Genomic DNA, 15,662 nt, shown 5'->3' with positions numbered 1-15,662 from the left:
AATCGGGAGGCGAGGTTTGAGTGTGTTCGTGACGGCAGACGTCACCGGGGTTGGGACAGGCGTTGCGTAAGGTCTCCGACATCGCGCGGATCGCCGGGCTGACGGCGCTGCTGACGGTCCTGGCCGCGGCGGCTGGGCCGGCGCTTGCCCAATCGGGCGGCGCGCCGAACCCGCTTGCCAAGAAGCTCGAGGGCAAGCCCGGGGACAAGCTCCTCGTGGAGGCCGACGAGCTCGTCTACGACAACGACAACAACACGGTCACCGCGCGCGGCAATGCCGAGCTGCATTACGGCCCGCGCACCCTGCAGGCCGACCGCGTGCGCTACGACCGCGCCACCAGCCGCGTCTTCGCGGAGGGCAATGTCCGCCTCACCGACAAGGACGGCGCCGTCGTCACCGGCGAGCGGATGGAGCTGACCGACGATTTCAAGACGGGCTTCATCGACAGCTTGCGCATCCAGCAATCGGTCGAGCGCCGCGGCGAGACCGTGCGGACCCGCTTCTCCGCCCCCCGCGCCGAGCGTCTGAACGGCGAGCAGACGGCCTTCGACTACGGCACCTACACCGCCTGCGAGCCGTGCAAGGACAACCCCGAGAGGCCGCCCCTGTGGCAGGTGCGCGCCACCAAGATCATCCACAACAACGAGACGCACACGATCTATTTCGAGGAATCGCAGCTGGAGCTGGCCGGCATCCCGGTGGCCTACCTGCCGTATTTCGAGGCGCCCGATCCGACGGTGAAGCGCAAGAGCGGCTTCCTGACCCCGCGCTTCGTCACCTCGACGGCGATCGGCACCGGCGCGTCGCTGCCCTATTTCTTCAACCTCGCGCCCGATTACGACCTGACGGTCTCGCCGACCTTCGTGAGCCGGCAGGGCGTGCTCGGGCAGGCCGAGTTCCGCCAGCGCCTTGAGAACGGCTCGTACAACCTGCGCCTGTCGGGCATCTCGCAGACCACGCCCTCGGCCTTCCTGCCGGGACCGCTCGGTGCGGGTGACCGCGACTTCCGCGGCTCGATCGAGAGCCGGGGCCGCTTCTACATCAACGACCGCTGGCGCACCGGCTGGGATCTCGTCGGCGTCACCGACAAGTGGTTCCTCGACAACTACCGCATCCGCAACCAGAACATCGTCACGGACTATTTCCGTGAGGCGGTGTCGACCGCCTACCTGATCGGGCAGGGCGACCGCTCCTGGTTCGAGGCGCGGGGCTACTACTTCAAGGGCCTGTCGAGCTTCGACTGGCAGAAGGAGCAGCCGATCGTCGCGCCGGTGATCGACTACGACAAACGCATCAACGGGCCGGGCGAGCTCGGCGGCGAGGTGCGTTTCGAGGCCAACATCACCAGCCTGACCCGCGAGGCCACCGACTTCCAGGGCCTGCCGCGCACCTCGGCCTACCTGTTCAGCCCGAGCTACAACGGCGTCAGCTACCCGCTCTACGAGACCTGCTCGACCTTCAACCGGGCCTCCTGCCTGATCCGGGGGCTGGCCGGCACCAATACGCGCGCCTCGGCCATGGCGTCCTGGCGGCGCAGCTTCATCGACGATGCCGGTCAGGTCTTCACGCCCTTCACCTATCTGCGGGCGGACGCCTTCTTCACCAATCCGAGCCTGTCCGGCTACCAGAACGCCCTGGTGCCGACGATCGCCAATGTGGGCGAGGGCTTCAACGGCCGCGTCATGCCCGCGGTCGGCATCGACTACCGCTACCCCTTCGTCAGCAATTTCGGGCCGCTCGGCGTCCACACGATCGAGCCGATCGCGCAGATCATCGCGCGCCCGTCCGAGACCCGCATCGGACGCCTGCCGAACGAGGACGCGCAGAGCCTCGTCTTCGACGACACCTCGCTGTTCGAGTGGGACAAGTTCTCCGGCTACGACCGCGTCGAGGGCGGCGTGCGCGCCAATCTCGGCGGCCAGTACTCGGTGACGACGGATGCGGGCTGGTACACGAACGTGATGTTCGGCGAGTCGATCCAGCTCGCCGGCGTGAACTCGTTCCGCCGCGGCGACATCGCCAATGTCGGCCTGGAATCGGGCCTGGAGACGCGCCGCTCGGACTTCGTCGGCCGCTTCCAGCTCTCGCCGAACCAGAACATCTCCTTCATCACCCGGGCGCGGTTCGACCACAGCGACTTCAAGGTCAACCGCTTCGAGACCGGCGTGACCGCGCGCTTCGCGCCGTTCCTGCCGCTGACGCTCTCGGCCTTCTACTCCTACTACGAGGCGCAGCCGCTGCTCGGCTTCAGCCACCGCCGCGAGGGCCTCACCGCCAGCGCCACCTACAACATCACCCCGAACTGGTTCCTTACCGGCTCGGCGCTCGTCGACATGACGCACTACCTCGACACGCGCGACCTGTTCGCCGACGCCTATGCCAGCTACCTCGCCAACCCGGTCGGCCTCGCGCCCGTCTACCAGAACCCGGGCCGGTTCTACCTGTCCGGCATGAGCATCGGTGGCGGCTACCAGGACGAGTGCACCACGGTCTCGCTGAACTACATCGTCTCGCCGATCGCCACCGCGCTCGGCACCCGCGAGCGCAACCAGACCGTGCTGCTGCGGCTGGAATTGAAGACGCTGGGCGAAGCGGATCTCCGCCAGAACGTCGGCACCGTGACCACCAACGACGGCATCGCGTCGGTCCGCTGAGGCGGGCCGCGCGCGACGGTCCGCGACGCGCCCCCCTCTCCCGTTCGGGAGAGGGTTGGGGTGAGGGTTGAGAATTGTCCGGAGTGGCCGCGACGGTGAAGCGGCTCCGGCTCCTCCCATTCCTGGGAGTTCTCGACCCTCACCATGTCCCTCTCCCGAACGGGAGAGGGGACCCGCGCTTTGTCCGGACGGCGTTGTGCGAACTGGGCAGTCCGGTCGAGAGGCGGGGCCCGCGCGCGCACCGGAAGACAGCCTGCCGATGCATGATGGGCCGATGCGCCGCCTCGCCTTGCGCGCCCCGTGCCGGCTCCCTTAATCCCATGCCGTGGCGCATCGGCCCCGCGCCATCCGCGAGCCTGTCCCATGCTCCCACTCGCCCTGACCCTCGGAGACCCGGCCGGGATCGGCCCGGAGATCGCCCTGGCGGCCTGGCTCGCCCGCGGCGGCCTGAACCCGCTGCCACCCTTCTTCCTCGTCGCCGACCCGGCCTTCGTGGAGCGCGCGGCCGATCGCATGGGCCTGCCCGTGCCGGTCGCCGAGATCGATCCCGAGACCGCCGCCGAGGTGTTCCCGCGGGCGCTGCCGGTCGTGGCGCTGCCCAGCGGCACCGCCATCGCGGCCCTGCCGGGGCGACCGGATTCCATCCATGCCGGCGCGGTCATCGAATCGATCACCGCCGCGGTCGGCTTCGTGAAAGCGGGCCGTGCCGCGGCCGTCGTGACCAACCCCATCGCCAAGTTCGTGCTGACCCGGGCCGGGTTCGCCCATCCCGGCCACACCGAGTTCCTGGCGGCCCTGTCCGTCGCTCCGGGGCGCACGCCGCCGCGGCCGGTGATGATGATCTGGAGCGAGGATCTCGCCGTGGTGCCGGTGACGATCCATGTGCCCCTGCGCGACGTGCCGGATCTTCTGACCCAGGACCTCGTCGAGGAGACGGTCCGCATCGTGGTCCACGATCTCAAGACCCGCTTCGGCCTGCCCGAGCCGCGCCTCGTCCTCGCCGGGCTCAACCCGCATGCGGGCGAGGCGGGAACCATCGGCCGCGAGGACCGTGACGTGCTCGCTCCGGCGGTGGCGCGGCTGCGCGGGGAGGGGATCGACCTCCGGGGACCGCTGCCGGCCGACACCCTGTTCCACGCCCGCGCCCGCGAGACCTACGACGTGGCGCTGGCGCCCACGCATGATCAGGCGCTGATCCCGATCAAGACGATCGCCTTCGATGACGGCGTCAACGTCACGCTGGGGCTGCCCTTCATCCGCACCTCGCCGGACCACGGCACGGCCTTCGACATCGCCGGCCAGGGCATCGCGCGGCCGGACAGCCTGATCGCGGCCCTCAGGCTCGCCGAGCGGCTGGCCCGCAACGCCGGCATCGCGAAGGCCTTCGGCGGCGCGGTCATCCCGATCAGCGCCTATGCCGGGCGCCCCTCGCAGATGCGCCATTTCGACCCCGACGACGAGCTGTGATACCGCGGCCGCTCTGACGGATCGGAGATGACATGAGTGCCCCGGACGGGCTGCCGCCCCTGCGCGAGGTCGTGGCCCGGCATGGGCTCGAGCCGAAGAAGTCGCTCGGCCAGAACTTCCTGTACGATCTCAACCTGACCGGCCGCATCGCCCGGGCGGCGGGGCCGCTGGCGGGCGTGACGGTGGTCGAGGTGGGCCCGGGCCCCGGCGGCCTGACCCGGGCGCTCCTGGCGGAGGGGGCGGCCCGCGTCGTCGCGATCGAGCGCGATCCACGGGCGCTTCCCGCCCTGGCCGAGATCGCGGCGCATTATCCGGGCCGCCTCACCGTGGTCGATGCCGACGCGCTCGCCTTCGACCCGCGCCCGCTGATCGGCGACGGCCCGGCCCGGATCGTGGCGAACCTGCCCTACAATGTCGGCACGCCGCTGCTGACCGGCTGGCTCGACGGCGAGGCCTGGCCGCCCTGGTGGGATTCGCTGACCCTGATGTTCCAGCGCGAGGTCGCCGAGCGCATCGTGGCCGACGAGGGCGCGCGGGCCGATTACGGCCGCCTCGGCGTGCTCTGCGGCTGGCGCACGGAGGCCGACATCCTGTTCGATGTCAGCCCCTCCGCCTTCGTGCCGCCGCCGAAGGTGACGTCGAGCATCGTGCGCCTCGTGCCGCGGCCGGACCCGCTGCCCTGCCGGGTCGGCGCCCTCGAAGCGGTCACTCGCGCCGCCTTCGGCCAGCGCCGCAAGATGCTGCGCCAGAGCCTCAAGCCGCTCACCCCCGATCCCGGCACGATCCTCGCCGCGGCCGGCCTGCCCGAGACCGCGCGGGCGGAGGAGGTGCCGGTGGCCGGCTTCGTGGCGCTGGCCAATGCCTGGGAGGCCGGGCGCGGGCGCTGATCCGCACACGAAAAGGCCGGCGCCGCTGAGCGGCACCGGCCCTGTTCAGCCCCGATCCGGCGGCTCAGGCGGTCTGCTGGATCGCCGAGAGGATCCACGGGCGGCCCGGGCGGCGGACGAAGGTCCACAGCTCGACGGCCTGCGGCGCGCCGGTCTCGACCACGCGGTCGCTGCGGCGGTCGATCGTGACGTCCTTCAGCGTGTAGCGCATCGCCACGGTGGCGTACTCGTCCGCGCCCTCGCCCCAGGCCTCGGCCAGATCGCCCTGCTGGAGCTTGACCTCGCTGATCCGGTTGACGACGCCGCGCGCCGCGTTGGCGTTCAGCTCCTCCTCGAAGTAGCCGGCCATCTCAGGGGTGGCGAGGTTGCGCAGGCCGACCTTGTCCTCGTGGGAATAGGCGTCCTGGATCTCGCCGAGCAGGCGCTCGAACGACTGGTAGTCGTTCGGGCCGATCTGCACGGGGCGCTGCTGAACCGGACGTGCGCCGCCCATGCCACCCATCATGCCGCCGCCCATCATGCCCGAAGGGCCGCCGGGGGCGGGATTCGGGCTCTGGTCCTGATCGAGGCCGGAGCGGGCATAGGGCGCGCCGGCACCCGCCGGCTGGCCGCTGCGGCGGCGGAACCAGCGCACCGCGAAGGAGACCAGTAGCACGACGAGGCCGACCTGCAGCAGCAGGCCGAGGAACGAGGCGAAGCCGCCGAGGCCGCCCGAGAAGCCGGCGCCGAGCAGCGCGCCGATCAGGCCGGCGCCGAGCAGGCCCGCGAAGAATCCGCCGCCGAAGCGCCGACCCTGCTGCGGGGCCTGCATGCCGGGATTGGTCATGCCGGGCTGCTGTTGCGTGCGCTGCATCGGCGCGGCCGTGCCCGGCGCGGTCGGCGTGGCCGAGGGCGCGTTGAAGGTGCGGGACCCGCGGGACCCGACGCTGCCGCCGCCGCCCGGCCGGGCCTCGGCGATGGGCGCCGCGACCGTCAGCGCGGCAGCGAGCGCCAGGAAGGTCGCCGTGCGCTTGCGTCGCTTGAGGGAGGTGAGCATCGGGAGCCCCTGAAGAGAGAACAGATCGTGTGAACCGGTCGCGGCGTTCGCCGCCGTCGATAATATGGGGACGGTTCAGCCGGCGTTTTAGTCCATCGCCCCGGCCGTCTTTCCACTCGCGGCGGTGACAGCGCGCCCGGGTGGTCAACGATTCCTCAATCGAGGCGCCGGGGAAGCCGGCTCAATGCATGGTTCGGCGCGGCGCGGCAGGAAAGACCAGGCGGACCTGCGTGCCCTCGTTCTGGCGGCTGTCGAGGCTGATCGTGCCGTTCTGGCGCTTCATCAGCCCGTGCACGATGGCGAGCCCGGCGCCGCGGCCGGCCTCGCGGCTGGTGGAGAAGGGCGCAAGCGCCCGGGCCAGCATCTCCGGCGACATGCCGGTGCCGGTATCGCTGATCAGGAGGCCGACTGCGCCGTCATTGGGCTGCTGGAGCGTGCGGTCCCCCGCCGGCACGCGGAAGGTGGAGAGGGTGACGAGGCCGCCCTCCGGCATCGCCTCGCAGGCATTGGCCACGAGATGACGCAGGGCGAGTTCCACCTGGGTCGGGTTGGCGACGGCGAAGGGCAGGTCGGGCGTGCGCATCACGTCCAGGCGAACCCGGCCCGGCAGGCTCGGCCGCATGGCATCGGCCGCCTCGGCCACCATCAGGTCGAGGTCGATCGCCCGGACGTCGGGCGCGATCTTGCGCGAGAAGGCGAGCAGCTGGCGCGTCAGCACCGCGGCCCGCTCGGTCGCGTCGGTGGAGCGGCTGATGGCACGCTGGATGAAGGGCTCGGGCCGGTCGCCCAGGCGGCGCTTCAGCCCGTCGATGTAGCCGATCAGAATCTGCAGGAAGTTGTTGAACTCGTGCGCCACGCTGTTCGTGAGCAGGCCGAGCGCCTCGCGCTGGCGCGACAGGGTCAGCGCCGTCTCGGCCTCGTGCCGCCGCGTCACGTCGAGGAGCTGGACGAGCCGGTGCGGGCCGCCGGCCACGGGCGCGCTGTCGAGCCAGGCCCAGAAGCTCGATCCGTCCTTCCGGCTCGCCAGGAATTCCAGGGGGCCCGCCGCCGGGGCGAGCGCCGCCTCGCCGAGTAGGCCGAGATCGTGGCCGAGGATGTCCGCGTCGGCATAGCCGGTGAGCGCCCGGAAGGCCGGATTGGCGTATAGGATGCGCCCCTCCGGACCGTCGAGAAGCAGGGCCGCGACGCGTCCCGCATCGAGGAGGGCGGCAGTGCCGGGATCGAGGCCGCCGGCCTCGTCTCCGTTCGGGGGATTGGTCTCTTCCGGCAAGGTCCCGTCCGGCCAAGTCTCGTCAGGATGCGGGCCGGTCCCGGTCCGCGCGGCGCCGGCAGGGTGACCGTCCCCGGGCCCGGCGTCAAAGCGGGTTCGCGCCTACTGGCGCACCCACATCACCCGCGCCATCCAGGCGATCTCGCCGACATTGAGAACGCGCTCCTCGTGGTCGGGGTTGAGCGAAGTCAACTCCACGGTGCGTGCGGTCCGCCGCTTCAGCTCCTTGGCGAGCACCTCGCCGCCGTGCAGGCGCACGACGATGCGGTCGCCCTTGCGCACGCTCGCCGAGGGGGAGACGATCAGCACGTCGCCGTCGCGGAACAGCGGCAGCATCGAATCGCCCTGGACCTCCAGGGCGAAGGCGCGCTCCTCGCCGAGATCGGGGAAATCGATCTCCTCCCAGCCGGCGCCGCCGGTCGGAAGACCGTCCTCGGTGAACATGCGGCCGGAGCCTGCCTGCGTCATGCCGATCAGAGGCACGGTGGAGCGCACCGGCCCCTCGCGCGCCTCGATCAGGCGCAGGAATTCGTCGAGGCTCGCACCCGTGGCGGCGAGAACCTTGGAGACCGATTCGGTCGACGGCCAGCGCTTGCGCCCATCCGCGCCGATCCGCTTCGAGCGGTTGAAGCTCGTCGCGTCCAGGCCGGAGCGTCGGGCCAGGCCGGAGGGTGAATATCCGTGGCGTTCCGCCAGCCTGTCGATGGCGGTCCAGATCTGTTCGTGGGACAACATCAGTCGGGCTCGGTGCCTCAACCGGCCGCTGGGACGCACGGCTCAGTTGTAGGAAACTAGGGCTACCACGGGCGAAACGCAACCATTTTCCGGCTCGATTCAACCGGTAATTCTGCTGCGATCCACACCTGCCCGGATCAACCCTGCGGATGGGAAAAGGTTGTCAGGGGCCGGGAGATCGCCCTATCGACGCTGGCGACAGCCACGGACCATCGATGCCGCTCATCTACAAGATCTGCCCGCGCGCGCTCTGGCGCGAGGCCGAGGCGCTCGGCCGCTTCACCGGCGCTCCCGTCGACCGCACCGACGGTTTCATCCATTTCTCCACCGCAGCGCAGGTGCGGGAGACCGCCGCCCGCCATTTCGCAGGGCAGGACGACCTCCTCCTCGTTGCGGTGGATGCGGAGGCGCTGGGCGAGGCTCTGCGCTACGAGCCCTCGCGCGGCGGCGACCTGTTCCCGCATCTCTACGCGGATATGCCGCTCTCAGCCGTGCGTACGGTCTCCGACCTGCCGCTCGGCACGGATGGGATCCACCGCTTCCCGGCGGAGATCGGGGCATGATCGATGTCCTGTTCCCCCTGGTCCGGCCGGTTCTGCACGGACTGGATGCCGAGACCGCTCACAATTTGACGTTGCGCGCCCTGGCAGCCCTGCCGGCCCGCCGCCCGGCCGCGGACGACGGGCGTCTCGCCGTCGAGATCCTGGGCCGCCGCTTCCCCAATCCGGTCGGCCTCGCGGCAGGCTTCGACAAGGGCGCCGCGGTGCCGGACGCGCTCCTCGGTCTCGGATTCGGCTTCGTCGAGGTTGGCGGCGTGGTGCCGCTGCCGCAGCCCGGCAATCCGCGGCCACGGGTGTTCCGGCTCGCGCGCGACCGGGCCGTGATCAACCGCTTCGGCCTCAATAGCGAGGGCGTCGCGGTGGTGGCCGGTCGGCTGGCCGCTCGCGCCGGCCGTCCCGGGCTCGTCGGCGTCAATATCGGCGCCAACAAGGAATCCGGTGACCGCCTCGCCGACTACGCCGCCTGCACGCGTCGCCTCGCACCGCACGTGGCTTTCGTCACCGTCAACGTCTCCTCTCCCAACACGCCGGGCCTGCGCGACCTCCAGGGCGAAGCGTTCCTCGACGAATTGCTCGCTCGGGTGGTCGAGGCACGCGACGAAGCCGGCCCAAGCGCGGCCGTGCTCCTGAAGATCGCCCCCGACATCACGCGCGAGGCCCTCGACGCGATCTGCGAGACAGCCCTGCGACGCGGCGTGCAGGCGCTCGTCGTCTCGAACACCACGATCGCTCGGCCCGCCTCTCTCGCCGAGGCGGATCTGGCCAAGCAGACCGGCGGTCTCTCCGGCCGGCCGCTCTTCGGGCCGTCCACCCGGCTCCTGGCCGAGACCTATCTGCGCGTCGGGGACAGGCTGCCGCTGATCGGTGTCGGCGGCATCGACTCGGCCGAGGCAGCCTGGGCCAAGATCCGCGCCGGGGCGAGCCTCGTGCAGCTCTACTCCGCGCTCGTCTACGAGGGGCCCGGCCTCGTCGGGACGATCAAGCGCGGCCTGCTGGCCCGGATGCAGGCCGAAGGCCTGACGAGCCTCACCGGAGCGGTGGGGCGCGACGCGGCGGCTTTGGCGAAGGACTGAGCGGAGCCGGCACAAAACTGCATCGCCGGGCGCGGATCGGCATCTTGGTTCCGGGTTTGGCGTCATCACCGCGAGTAATTGTCGATCGACAAAAAGATCCCGTCGATCGTCGCAAGGCGGTCCAGCAGCAAATCCCGACGCGGCGGCACACTTCCACATCGGAACAAGTAAAGATCAGCGGTCCAACACCTGCTTTCGCTGCATGAGGGGCTTGCGCTCGGGCCCGATTGAGGCGGCCGGGGGTCGGCGCTTATCTCGCAAACGCACACAGCGTTTTCGCGAGTTCCTGCATGGACAACCCGGTCGCGTCTCCCAAGCGCTCCTCCGCCGCCGGCGGCTGGGGGGCCCTGAAGTCCTGCGGCAGGCACCTCGTCGGGAGCCGGGCGCCGCTGACGGGAGCGCGCGCCTTGCTGAAGGCCAATCAGCCGGACGGGTTCGACTGCCCCGGCTGCGCCTGGGGTGATCCGGAGCACGGCTCCTCGTTCGAGTTCTGCGAGAACGGCGTGAAGGCGGTCTCCTGGGAGGCGACCGACAAGCGCACGCCGCCGAGCTTCTTCGCCCGCCACACCGTCACGGAGCTGCGCGACTGGAGCGATTACGCCCTGGAGGGTGAGGGCCGGCTCACGCAGCCGATGCGCTACGATGCGGGGCTCGACCGCTACATCGCGGTGCCCTGGGACGAGGCCTTCGCCGAGATCGGCGCGACGCTCCGCAGCCTCGACCATCCGGACCAGGCCGAATTCTACACCTCCGGGCGCGCCTCGAACGAAGCGGCCTATCTCTACCAGCTCTTCGCCCGGCTCTACGGCACCAACAACTTCCCCGACTGCTCGAACATGTGCCACGAGGCGAGCGGCATCGCGCTCACCCAGGCCATCGGCATCGGCAAGGGTACGGTGAGCCTGGAGGATTTCGAGAAGGCCGACGCCGTCTTCGTGGTGGGTCAGAATCCGGGCACCAACCACCCGCGCATGCTGGGCGACCTGCGCCGCGCGGCCGAGCGCGGGGCCCGCGTCGTGGTCCTGAATCCGGTGCGCGAGCGCGGCCTGGAGCGGTTCGCGGACCCGCAGAACACCGTCGAGATGCTGCGCGGCGCGAGCCGGCCCATCGCCAGCCACTACCTGCAGCCGCGTCTCGGCGGCGACATGGCCGCCTTCCGCGGCATGGCGAAGGTGATCTTCGCGCGTGACGATGCCGAGCTTGCGGCGGGGCGCCCCTCGCTCCTGGACCGGGCCTTCCTCGCCAAGCACACGGCCGGGCTCGCGGCCTACCGCGCGGCGGTCGATGCCACCGGCTGGGAGGCGATCCTCGACCAGGCGGGCCTGACCCGCGCCGAGATCGAGGCGATGGCCGAGGTCTATCTCGGCGCCGACAAGGTCATCGCCACCTGGGCGATGGGCGTGACGCAGCACAAGCACTCGGTGGCGACGATCCGCGAGATCGCCAACGTGCTGTTCCTGCGTGGCCATGTCGGGCGGCCCGGCGCGGGCCTCTGCCCGGTGCGCGGCCACTCGAACGTGCAGGGCGACCGCACGGTCGGCATCAACGAGAAGCCGCCCGCCGCCCTGCTCGATGCCCTGGAGCGCGAGTTCGGCTTCGCGGCACCGCGCCGGCACGGGCACAACGTGCTCGCCGCGATCCGCGCCATGCTCGACGGCTCGGCCAGGGCCTTCATCGGCCTCGGCGGCAACTTCGCCCGCGCCACGCCGGATTCGGCGCTGGTGGCGAAGGCGCTGGCCGGTTGCGAGCTCACCGTGCACATCGCGACGAAGCTCAACCACTCGCACCTCGTGCCGGGCCGGATCGCCTATATCCTGCCCTGCCTCGGCCGCACCGAGATCGACCGGAACAGCGCCGGCAAGGTCCAGATCGTGACCGTCGAGGATTCGATGAGCATGGTCCACGGCTCGGGCGGCATCAACAAGCCGGCCTCGCCGCATCTGCGCTCCGAGGTCGCGATCATCGCCGGGATCGCCGCGGCGACCGTCGGATCGGACAAGGTGGACTGGGCGGCGCTCGCCGACGACCACGACCGCATCCGCGAGCTGATCGCCCGCACGATTCCCGGCTTCACCGGCTACAACACCCGCGTGCGCCGTCCGCGCGGCTTCCTGCTGCGCAACCTCGCCGCCGAGCGGGTCTTCGAGACCGAGACCGGCAAGGCGACCTTCTCGGACGACGCGCTCCCCGAGGCGACCGAGCACCAGCAGGCCAAGCGCGCCGACGACACCTTCGTGCTGCAGACCTTCCGCAGCCACGACCAGTACAACACCACCATCTACGGCTTGGACGACCGCTACCGCGGCGTCTACGGCGAGCGGCGCGTGCTGTTCGCCCATCCCGACGACCTCGCCGCGATCCGCGACCGGCTCGGCGAGCGCGTCGACATCCGCGGCACGCATGCGGACGGCGTGGTGCGGGTGGCCGAGGATTTCCGCCTCGTGCCCTTCGACATGCCGCGCGGCTCGCTCGCCGGCTACTACCCCGAGCTCAACGTCCTGGTGCCGCTCTCGACCTTCGGGGCGCAGAGCGACACGCCCACCTCGAAATCGGTTCTGGTCACCCTCCACGCACGGTAACAGACATGACGGAAGCGGACTTCATCGGCGCGGTCGATCATCTCCGGGGACGGCGTCCGGATCTCACCCGGATCGAGGCGGGGCTTCTCGCCGCCCCGCATCTGGGTCTGAGCCCCGACACGCGCAGCTTCGCGAAGGTCTTCGACCTCGCCCACGCCCATGTGCTGCGCGCCCTCTCGCGCCTCGACGAGGCCGGCCTCGTCACGGTGACGGAGCGCGACCCCCGTACCCAGCGCACCCATTTCGCGCCGACCGAGGCGGCGCGGACGCTGTTCGCCGAAGCGGCCTGAAACGGCGGAAGCTCCTGCCGGGGCTCTGCCCCGGCACCCCGCCGAACGGATGATCCCTCTGGAAACCCGTCATTCCGGCCTGGCGAGCGGGAAGCCCTCGTCGAGCCAGCCGGTGATGCCGCCGATCATCAGCTTCACCGGCCGGCCCGCCTCGGCGAGGCGCAGGGCGCCGCGGTCGCCGCCGTTGCAGTGGGGCCCGGCGCAATAGACCACGAACAAGGTGCCCGCGGGAAAGCGCGCCAGCGTCTCCGGGCCGATCTGCCGATGGGGCAGGTTCAGCGCGCCCGGCACATGCCCCGCCGCGTAGGCCGCCGGCCCGCGCACATCGAGCAGAACGAAATCGGGCGTCCCCGCGCTCAGGCCGGCCTGCACGTCGGCGCAGTCGGTGTCCAGGGCGAGACGCGCCGCGAAGTGGCGGCGGGCATCCGCCGGTTCGGCGGCAGGAATTGCGGCGACGGGGCTCGGCATCTCGGCTCTCTCCTTCAGAGGACGAGGGGCAGGGTAGGGGACGGCCACGGCACTGGTGAGCGGCGCGGATGCCGCGTAGCGTCAAGATCGTGCCAAGCTGCTCCCGTCCGATCCCGCCCGCCAATCCCCTCGTGGTGCTCGTCGCCTATGACGGGCTCTGCACCTTCGAGTTCGGCTGCGCCGTCGAGGTGTTCGGCCTCGCGCGGCCGGAGATGGGGCCGGACTGGTATCGCTGCGCCGTGGCGGGAATCGAGCCCGGGCCGCTGCGGGCGACCGGCGGCGTGCGGATGATGGCCGATGGCGGCCTCGACCTCGTCGCCGCCGCCGGCACCGTGATCGTCCCCGGCTGGCGCGGCGTGGACGCCCCGGTCCCGGAGGATCTCTGCATCGCCCTGCGCGCCGCACGGGAGCGCGGCGCGCGCATCCTCTCGCTCTGCTCCGGCGCCTTCGTCCTGGCGGCGGCCGGTCTCCTCGACGGGCGGCGCGCGACGACGCATTGGCGCTACGCGGAGGCGCTGACCGCCCGCTATCCGGCCCTGCGCTTCGTGCCCGACGTGCTCTACGTGGACGAGGGCGACGTGCTGACGGCGGCCGGCAGCGCGGCCGGGCTCGATCTCTGCCTGCACCTCGTGCGACGGGATTTCGGGCCCGACATCGCCAACCGCGTGGCGCGGCGCCTCGTGCTGCCGGCCCATCGCCAGGGCGGGCAGGCGCAATATGTGGAGCGCCCGGTGCCGCGCGAGCGGGCGGCCGGCTCGCGCCTCGCTCCGCTCCTCGACAAGGTGCGGCGCGATCTCGATCAGGACTGGCCGATCGGCCGGCTGGCGGCGGAGGCGGCGCTCAGTCCCCGGGCGCTGCACCGCCGCTTCCGCGAGGTCACCGGCCAGAGTCCCGGCGGATGGCTGCTGGCCGAGCGGATCGGCCATGCCCGGACCCTGCTGGAGAGCACACGCCTGCCGATTCCCGAGATCGCGGCGGCCAGCGGCTTCGGCTCGGCGGCGAGCCTGCGCCATCATTTCCGAGCCCTGCTGGGGACGAGCCCGGCCGCCTATCGGGCGGCATTCCCGGCAGGCGGATCGGTCGCCGTCCGTTAGAGCACGATGCGGAAACGTGGAATCCGGTTTTCCGGAATCATCGTGCGATCACAACACGCTCAAGCATGCTGCTGTTTCCGTGGAAATGCAGCATGCTCGAGAGCGCTCTTCAGCCGAAGTGGATGCCGGTCCGGCGAAAGAGAGCGTGCTGAAACCAAGGCTTAGAGCCGCTCCCGGTTGCAACGCGATCGGGAGCGGCTCCAGATCCCGGTCAGTAGCCCTTGGCGGCGATCGCCTCCGACCACGTCACCGCGCGCTTGGCCATGCTGATGTGCTGACGCTCGTAGAGACGCCCCTCCAGCTTGATCGCGCCGCGCTTGGCGTTCTCGGGCTTGGCGAAGGCCTCGATCACGAGACGGGCGCGGCGGACTTCCTCTTCGGTGGGGGCGAAGGAGGTGTTGGCCGGCTCGAGCTGGTTGGGATGGATCAGGGTCTTGCCGTCGAAGCCGAGATCGCGCGACTGCCGGCACTCCGTGCGGCACCCGTCGACGTCGGCGATGTCGTTCCAGACGCCGTCGAGGATGGTCAGTCCCTCCGAGCGCGCGGCGGCCAGCGCGAACATGATCCAGGGCAGCATCGGCACGCGACCGGGAACGAGCTGCGCCCAGGTATCCTTGGCGAGGTCGTTGGTGCCGAGCACGAAGCAGGTGAGCCGGGTGCGGCGGTCGCGCCGGGCCTGGGCGATCTCCTTGATGTTGAGGATCGCGGCCGGGGTCTCGATCATCGCCCAGACGGCGATGTCCTCGGGCGCGTCGAGGGCCTCGAGATGGTTGGCGATCGCCTCCAGCACGGCCGGCGAGGACACCTTCGGCATCAGGATCGCGTCCGGTCGCGCCTCGATCGCGGCGCGCAGATCCGCTTCGCCCCAGGGGGTCTGGGGGGCATTGACCCGGATGACGAGCTCGCGGTCGCCGTAGCCGCCGCTCTTCACCGCGGCGCAAACCTGCTCGCGGGCGAGTTCCTTCTCCTCCTGGCCGACCGCATCCTCAAGGTCGAGGATCAGGCTGTCGGCGGGCAGCGTCTTGGCCTTCTCCAGAGCGCGCGCGTTCGAGCCCGGCATGTAGAGCACGCTGCGGCGGAGGCGGAGATCGGTCATCGGGTCAGTCCTTCGGCCCAGATTGTCTTTGCGCTGCACCATAGTGCAACGATCCGGTGAGGCCAGCACCCCGAAGGTCGGGGGCTAAGAAACCGCGACGTTTGTGACGTCGCCACGCTGTGGCCACCTTCCCCCAGCAAGGGCGATTCGGAGGAACGGGTTCGATCCCGCGGCCGAATCCGGTCGGGGACGGGCCCGAACGGGTGTCTGCGCGCTGGCGCGGCACGCGAACACTGAGGGGATCGACCATGAAGCGGGTCTTCTTCGGCCTGATGCTGGCCGGCGCGCTCGCCGCGCCGCTCTCGGCGCGGGCGGCAAGCAACACCACGGTCGGCGTCGGCACGGGCGCGATCGCCGGAGCCGTGGTCGCCGGACCGATCGGCGCGGTGGCCGGGGCCATCGTCGGCGGCGTGGTCGGCGCGACGAGCGAGCGCCCGCGCCGCTACCGCCGGG

At 70.9% G+C, this 15,662-nt stretch carries 14 protein-coding genes; 9 read left to right on the top strand and 5 right to left on the bottom strand.

The annotated features are described in order from the left end of the window. The first annotated feature begins 62 nt into the window (after positions 1 to 62). The 3 genes from MET9862_RS06420 to rsmA all read left to right on the top strand — a co-directional run bounded on the left by MET9862_RS06420 (position 63) and on the right by rsmA (position 5,008). Entirely contained in the window at positions 63 to 2,654 is a 2,592-nt protein-coding gene (locus MET9862_RS06420) for an LPS-assembly protein LptD (RefSeq protein WP_142582283.1), read from the top strand. 363 nt (positions 2,655 to 3,017) lie between these two features. Further along, the gene (gene pdxA / locus MET9862_RS06415) at positions 3,018 to 4,121 is read left to right on the top strand and encodes a 4-hydroxythreonine-4-phosphate dehydrogenase PdxA (protein ID WP_142582282.1); all 1,104 of its coding nucleotides are present in this window, start codon (positions 3,018 to 3,020) and stop codon (positions 4,119 to 4,121) included. Positions 4,122 to 4,153: 32 nt separating this feature from the next. Further along, a complete protein-coding gene (gene rsmA, locus MET9862_RS06410; protein ID WP_142582281.1) occupies positions 4,154 to 5,008 on the top strand; it encodes a 16S rRNA (adenine(1518)-N(6)/adenine(1519)-N(6))-dimethyltransferase RsmA in 855 nt (284 codons plus the stop codon). A 64-nt stretch (positions 5,009 to 5,072) separates the two neighbouring features. Here the strand turns inward: rsmA and MET9862_RS06405 are convergent, their stop codons facing one another. From MET9862_RS06405 to MET9862_RS06395, 3 genes are all read right to left on the bottom strand, one after another. Beyond that, positions 5,073 to 6,044 (bottom strand): TIM44-like domain-containing protein, encoded by a 972-nt coding sequence (locus MET9862_RS06405; RefSeq protein ID WP_142582280.1) that lies wholly within the window; start codon positions 6,042 to 6,044, stop codon positions 5,073 to 5,075. A gap of 181 nt (positions 6,045 to 6,225) precedes the next feature. After that, positions 6,226 to 7,314 carry an ATP-binding protein gene (locus MET9862_RS06400; protein WP_142582279.1) on the bottom strand — a complete coding sequence of 363 codons (1,089 nt, stop codon included), beginning with the start codon at positions 7,312 to 7,314 and terminating at the stop codon, positions 6,226 to 6,228. Between the two features lie 102 nt (positions 7,315 to 7,416). Further along, on the bottom strand, positions 7,417 to 8,049 hold the full coding sequence (locus MET9862_RS06395) for a S24 family peptidase (protein WP_142582278.1): 633 nt from the start codon (positions 8,047 to 8,049) through the stop codon (positions 7,417 to 7,419). Positions 8,050 to 8,264: 215 nt separating this feature from the next. Here MET9862_RS06395 and MET9862_RS06390 point away from each other — a divergent pair, with 215 nt between their 5' ends. The 4 genes from MET9862_RS06390 (at position 8,265) to MET9862_RS06375 (ending at position 12,551) form a co-directional block, all read left to right on the top strand. Further along, positions 8,265 to 8,612 (top strand): DUF952 domain-containing protein, encoded by a 348-nt coding sequence (locus tag MET9862_RS06390; protein WP_142582277.1) that lies wholly within the window; start codon positions 8,265 to 8,267, stop codon positions 8,610 to 8,612. After that, complete coding sequence (locus MET9862_RS06385) at positions 8,609 to 9,682, top strand: quinone-dependent dihydroorotate dehydrogenase (protein ID WP_142582276.1); 1,074 nt, start codon at positions 8,609 to 8,611, stop codon at positions 9,680 to 9,682. The genes MET9862_RS06390 and MET9862_RS06385 overlap by 4 nt, the downstream gene beginning before the upstream one ends. A 290-nt stretch (positions 9,683 to 9,972) precedes the next feature. After that, positions 9,973 to 12,261, top strand: a complete 2,289-nt coding sequence (locus MET9862_RS06380) for an FdhF/YdeP family oxidoreductase (RefSeq protein WP_142582275.1) — start codon at positions 9,973 to 9,975, stop codon at positions 12,259 to 12,261. A gap of 5 nt (positions 12,262 to 12,266) precedes the next feature. Further along, positions 12,267 to 12,551: a hypothetical protein gene (locus MET9862_RS06375; RefSeq protein WP_142582274.1), complete on the top strand. Its 285-nt coding sequence runs from the start codon at positions 12,267 to 12,269 to the stop codon at positions 12,549 to 12,551. 69 nt (positions 12,552 to 12,620) lie between these two features. Here the strand turns inward: MET9862_RS06375 and MET9862_RS06370 are convergent, their stop codons facing one another. Continuing rightward, positions 12,621 to 13,019 (bottom strand): rhodanese-like domain-containing protein, encoded by a 399-nt coding sequence (locus MET9862_RS06370; RefSeq protein WP_142582273.1) that lies wholly within the window; start codon positions 13,017 to 13,019, stop codon positions 12,621 to 12,623. Positions 13,020 to 13,087: 68 nt separating this feature from the next. On the opposite strand from MET9862_RS06370, the gene ftrA reads away from it, so the two are divergent. Beyond that, entirely contained in the window at positions 13,088 to 14,113 is a 1,026-nt protein-coding gene (gene ftrA / locus MET9862_RS06365; protein ID WP_142582272.1) for a transcriptional regulator FtrA, read from the top strand. Between the two features lie 211 nt (positions 14,114 to 14,324). Here ftrA and MET9862_RS06360 read toward each other — a convergent pair whose 3' ends face one another. Beyond that, positions 14,325 to 15,209, bottom strand: a complete 885-nt coding sequence (locus MET9862_RS06360; protein ID WP_142582271.1) for an HpcH/HpaI aldolase/citrate lyase family protein — start codon at positions 15,207 to 15,209, stop codon at positions 14,325 to 14,327. Positions 15,210 to 15,457: 248 nt separating this feature from the next. On the opposite strand from MET9862_RS06360, the gene MET9862_RS06355 reads away from it, so the two are divergent. Beyond that, positions 15,458 to 15,662: hypothetical protein (locus MET9862_RS06355; RefSeq protein WP_185156769.1), on the top strand; the 205-nt coding region annotated here is incomplete at its 3' end.

The sequence above is a fragment of the Methylobacterium symbioticum genome (genome assembly GCF_902141845.1).
GTDB lineage: Bacteria > Pseudomonadota > Alphaproteobacteria > Rhizobiales > Beijerinckiaceae > Methylobacterium > Methylobacterium symbioticum.
Note: the sequence above shows the minus strand (reverse complement) of the source record. Positions and strands in the feature narration are given on the sequence as shown.